Origin of the sequence: Pseudomonas sp. (assembly GCF_050739995.1) — a bacterium.
GTDB lineage: Bacteria > Pseudomonadota > Gammaproteobacteria > Pseudomonadales > Pseudomonadaceae > Aquipseudomonas.
Genome location: NZ_JBOICG010000078.1, coordinates 1 through 4752, shown reverse-complemented (window position 1 = coordinate 4752; position 4752 = coordinate 1). Strand labels below are relative to the sequence as shown.

The following is a 4752-nucleotide window of genomic DNA, read 5'->3' as shown; positions in this document are numbered from 1 at the left end:
AATGTGGGAGCTGGCTTGCCTGCGATCGGGCCAACAAGACCTTGCGCCCTACACCGAAAACCGCGCCACCATGGTATTCAAATCCACCGCCAACCGTGACAACTCCTGGCTGGCCGCACTGGTCTGATTAGCCCCGGTGGAGGTCTGGTGCGCCAGATCGCGGATATTCATCAGGTTACGATCCACCTCCCGTGCCACCGCCGCCTGCTGCTCCGATGCACTGGCAATCACCAGGTTACGCTCGTTGATCAGGGTGAATGCCGACGCAATCTCCTCCAGCGCCGTCCCCGCCGATTTGGCGATGTCCAACGTCGACCGCGCCCGACCATTGCTCTGCTGCATCGAACTGACCGCTTGATCGGTGCCCTGCTGAATCCCACTGATCATCAACTCAATTTCCTGGGTCGACTGCTGGGTGCGATGGGCCAGCGCCCTGACCTCGTCCGCAACCACGGCAAAACCGCGCCCGGCATCCCCGGCCCGTGCCGCCTCAATCGCCGCATTCAGTGCCAACAGGTTGGTCTGCTCCGCAATTGAGCGAATCACGTCCAGCACTTTGCTGATGCCATAGACTTTTTGCGCCAGGTCTTCGACTTGGATCGCATTGGCCGTCACATCGGTTGCCAGGGCTTCGATTGACTCCACCGTTTGATGCACTTGCTCACGACCGCGCTGGGCAATGCGGTCGGACTCGCGGGAGGCCTGGGAGGTGGCCACGGCATTGCTCGCCACCTCTTCCACCGCCGCCGTCATCTGGTTGACCGCCGTCGCTGCCTGCTCGATTTCCTGGCTTTGCTGATGCAGGCCACGGGTCGCATCTTCGGTGACACAGTTGAGCTCTTCGGAAGCCGATGCCAACTGGTTCGAAGACTCGGCGATTCGCCGGATGGTGTCTCGCAGATTTTCCTGCATACCCTTGAGCGCCTGCTGTAGACGCGCCGGTTCGTCATTGCCAGTTACGCTGATCTCACCGGTCAGATCGCCACTCGCCACGCCCTGAGCGACTTTCAGCGACTGCGCCAGCGGCAGCACGATGCTGCGGGTCAGCCACACTGCCAGGCCGATGGTGATCAATGCCGTGAGCACAATCATGCCAATCACCCAGGTGCGCGATTGAGTGAAAACACTTTGCGCCAGATTGGCGGCCTGATTGGCACTGGCTTTGTTCAGGGCGACCAGGTCGTGCAAGGTGCCAGCCATCTCATCGGCCAGTTGGTTCATCTCACCGTTGACGATCTTGATCGCATCCTCCAGCTGGTTGGCCTTGGAGAACGCCATCACCTGCTCCTGACGTTGCAGGTATTGCTGCTCCTCAGTCTTGAAGCGATCAAACAGCGTGCGCTCTTCGGGCAAGACGATCAGCCCTTCATAGAGCGTCTGCGCATGGTGCAGGCCACCTTTGAGGTCCACGAGTTTCTGCTCATTCTGCGCGAGTGCCTGCGGATCACGATTGACCAGCAGGCGCAAGGTCAGCGCGCGCACCCGCAAGAGGTCCTGGTTCATCTCTCCCACCGCCATGACGCTGGGCAGCCAGTTATTCTCTACCTGATCCGACTGCTGGCGCATATTGGCCATCTGCAACAGGGCAAAGCCGCCCAAGGCGAACACCATCAACGCCAGCACGCCAAAGCCCAGACCGGCGCGGGGGGCGATATTCAGACTACGGATACTCATTGCCTGGATTCCTTCCGAATGCGCTGCATCCACCTGCAGCAAGTCTCCTGAAAGGTATCGGCCCCCGGGCCAATTTGCGTAAGACGAAAACGCGATATCAAAATGCCTTACCATCGCGCCACAGAGTTCATCCCGAAAAATGCGGAACACCTCGGTTTGCGGATGCTCTATAACTGCATGACCTTCTTTCTGCCCTCGTGAGGTTTGCCATGCCTGTTACCGTCAACACCCTGAACCACGACAACTTTCGCCACAGTGTGAATATCAACAACCATGAGCTTTTCACCGACCTGCCCAAGAGCCTGGGTGGCGACGACTCGGCACCCTCTCCCCATGATTATTTCGATGCCGCCCTGGCGTCGTGCAAGGCCCTGACCGTCAAGCTTTACGCTCAGAAGAAAGACATCCCTCTCACCGGCGTAACCGTGGAAGTCACCCACGACAGCACCGAAGAGCAAAAGGGCAAGTACAAGCTCAGCGTCAAGCTGACCCTCAAGGGCGTGCTCACCGACGAGCAGCGCGACGAGCTGCATCGCGTGGCCGATCGCTGCCCGGTACACAAGCTGATGACCACCGCCGAGGTCACCATCGAGACCAAACTGTCCGAAGGCGCTTTCAGCCAATAGCGGCAACGACCCTTCGAGCGGGTTATGCTCAGCGCATCCAACCCGCTCAGACAGGGATGCACCATGACCACGCTTACCGTGATCCACCCACGCACTGAAGATGTGGAAGGCCAGCCGATCCTGCGTCCGCTGCCCTCGCGTGAATGCCGCAGCGTCGGCCCCTTTGTGTTTTTCGACCACATGCTGCTCACCCGCTATGCGCCGGGCACTGGCATGAACATCCGACAGCACCCTCACATCGGGCTGTCCACCCTCACCTACCTGTTTGAAGGTGTCTTGCAGCACAAGGACAGCCTGGGTTCGGATCAGGTCGTACACGCCGGCGACGTCAGTTGGATGACCGCCGGGAGTGCGATTGCCCACGTCGAACGTACGCCCGAAGCCGTCAAGGTCAGTGGTTTCAACCTGCATGGCCTGCAAGTGTGGCTGGCCTCGCCCAAGGACCACGAGACCGGGCCAGGGCATTACAGCCATCACCCGGCGGCAAGCCTGCCGGTGAGCGATAACCTGGGCGTGCAGTTGCGCCTGATCGCCGGCAACGGTTTCTGCCTCAAGTCACCGGTGCCGGTGCTGTCGCCCACGCTATATGCCGAAGTGCGGATGCAGACAGCCACGACCCTGCTGATCCCGGACGAGCATGAGGAACGGGCGGTGTATGTGCTGGAGGGTGAAGCGCAGTTGGACGGTGAGGCATTGGAGACCCACAGCCTGGTAGTGTTGCCGGCCGGGCAGGAAATGACGCTGTTTGCTGAAAGCGATTGCCACCTGGTGGTGTTCGGCGGCGCGCCGCTGGATGGACCACGACGGATCAATTGGAATTTTGTCGCCAGCGATCCGGCGGTGATTGAACAGGCCAGGCAACGCTGGGCGGCTGGGGATTGGCCGGCGGTACCGGGGGAGTCGGAAAGAATCGAGTTGCCTGTGAAATAGCCATCGGGGGCAAGCCCCCTCCCACATTCTGATTTGTGAACACCGTCAAATGTGGGAGCTGGCTTGCCAGCGATGAGGCCATCAGCCCTTGAACACTTCATCCAGCAAGTTGTGCATCGACTGGAAAGCCCGCTTGGCGGTCTTCGCGTCATACATCATCTTGCCCGGTACATTGGCATGCGGGTCGGTGAAGGAATGCACCGCACCCCCGTAGCTCAGCAACTGCCAATCCACACCCGCTGCATTCATTTCAGCTTCGAACGCCGGCAGTTGTTCTTTCGGCACCAATGGATCGGACGCACCGTGCAGCACCAGCACCGAACCCTTGACGTTCTTCGCGCCTGCCGGATTCTGTGTATCGATCGTGCCATGGAACGATACGGCAGCTTTCAACGGCGCGCCCGTACGCGCAAACTCCAACGAGCAGAAACCGCCAAAGCAGAAACCGAAGGTCGCCAGCTTCGAGGTATCGACCGCCGCTTCAGTCTGGCGTTGCAGTTGCTCAAAGGCTGCCTGCATACGCTTGAGCAGCGTCGGGTTGTCATTCTTCAGCGGCATCATCGCCGCGCCGGCTTCATCGCCATTCGACGGGCGTACGGTTTGCCCGTACAGGTCGGCGATCAGCACCACGTAGCCTTTGCTGACCACACTCTTGGCGATCTCTTCCGCCCCCGCACTCACACCCATCCAGTTCGGCGCCATCAACAAACCCGGCAGCGGGCCCTTATGGCTGGCATCGAACGCCAGACGGCTTTCATAAGACTGGCCATCAATCTGATAGACCACGGAACGTACAGTGACTTGGCTCATCATTTACTCCAGTTGAGGTGCGCTAGAACGAAAAAACCCGCCGAAGCGGGTTTTTCTACAACGGTGTTAAACCGACAGTTCAACCAACAGCTTGTTCAGTCGGCGCACGTAGGCGGCCGGGTCTTTCAAGCTGTCACCCGCGGCCAGGGCCGCCTGGTCGAAGAGGATGTGCGACAGGTCGCCAAACCGCTCCTCGCTCTGCTCGCCGTCGAGTTTCTCAATCAGCGGGTGAGCCGGGTTGAATTCGAAGATCGGCTTGGAGTCCGGAACCTTCTGACCACTGGCTTCCAGGATCTGGCGCATCTGCATGCCCAGGTCCTGCTCGCCGATGGCCAGGATCGCCGGGGAGTCGGTCAGACGGTGCGAAACACGCACTTCGCTGACGGCTTCGCCCAAGGACGCCTTGATCCGCTCAACCAGACCCTCTTTGGACTTGGCGACTTCTTCGGCTTCTTTCTTCTCTTCTTCGGAGTCCAGGTTACCCAGGTCCAGGTCACCACGAGCGACATCGACGAAGGTCTTGCCATCGAACTCGCTGAGGTAGCTCATCAGCCACTCATCGATACGGTCGGTCAGCAACAGCACTTCGATGCCTTTCTTGCGGAAGACTTCCAGGTGCGGGCTGTCTTTGACCGCTTCGTACTTCTCGCCAGTCAGGTAGTAGATCTTGTCCTGACCTTCCTTGGCGCGTGCCAGGTACTCGGCCAGGGAC

General features: G+C 59.7%; 4 protein-coding genes and 2 pseudogenes. 2 read left to right on the top strand and 4 right to left on the bottom strand.

Going from position 1 to position 4752, the window contains the following annotated elements:
- Positions 1-48: 48 nt before the first annotated feature.
- Positions 49-912 (bottom strand): methyl-accepting chemotaxis protein, encoded by an 864-nt coding sequence (locus ACRESD_RS02650; protein WP_431749502.1) that lies wholly within the window; start codon positions 910-912, stop codon positions 49-51.
- Positions 904-1674, bottom strand: a pseudogene (locus ACRESD_RS02645) (MCP four helix bundle domain-containing protein); the annotation flags it as partial. The pseudogene ACRESD_RS02645 and the gene ACRESD_RS02650, both read right to left, overlap by 9 nt.
- A gap of 209 nt (positions 1675-1883) precedes the next feature.
- On the opposite strand from ACRESD_RS02645, the gene ACRESD_RS02640 reads away from it, so the two are divergent.
- Both ACRESD_RS02640 and ACRESD_RS02635 read left to right on the top strand, forming a co-directional pair.
- Complete coding sequence (locus ACRESD_RS02640; RefSeq protein WP_431749501.1) at positions 1884-2300, top strand: OsmC family protein; 417 nt, start codon at positions 1884-1886, stop codon at positions 2298-2300.
- Positions 2301-2363: 63 nt separating this feature from the next.
- A complete protein-coding gene (locus tag ACRESD_RS02635) occupies positions 2364-3230 on the top strand; it encodes a pirin family protein (protein ID WP_431749500.1) in 867 nt (288 codons plus the stop codon).
- 81 nt (positions 3231-3311) lie between these two features.
- On the opposite strand, the gene ACRESD_RS02630 is transcribed toward ACRESD_RS02635, so the two are convergent.
- Both ACRESD_RS02630 and ACRESD_RS02625 read right to left on the bottom strand, forming a co-directional pair.
- Positions 3312-4040 carry a dienelactone hydrolase family protein gene (locus ACRESD_RS02630; RefSeq protein WP_431749499.1) on the bottom strand — a complete coding sequence of 243 codons (729 nt, stop codon included), beginning with the start codon at positions 4038-4040 and terminating at the stop codon, positions 3312-3314.
- Positions 4041-4106: 66 nt separating this feature from the next.
- Positions 4107-4752, bottom strand: a pseudogene (locus ACRESD_RS02625) (molecular chaperone HtpG); the annotation flags it as partial.

Excerpts from the sequence above, each read along its gene's own strand:
- ACRESD_RS02640 (WP_431749501.1), top strand. The coding sequence starts at position 1,884 with ATGCCTGTTACCGTCAACACCCTGAACCACGACAACTTTCGCCACAGT.
- ACRESD_RS02630 (WP_431749499.1), bottom strand. The coding sequence starts at position 4,040 with ATGAGCCAAGTCACTGTACGTTCCGTGGTCTATCAGATTGATGGCCAG.
- ACRESD_RS02635 (WP_431749500.1), top strand. The coding sequence starts at position 2,364 with ATGACCACGCTTACCGTGATCCACCCACGCACTGAAGATGTGGAAGGC.
- ACRESD_RS02650 (WP_431749502.1), bottom strand. The coding sequence starts at position 912 with ATGCAGGAAAATCTGCGAGACACCATCCGGCGAATCGCCGAGTCTTCG.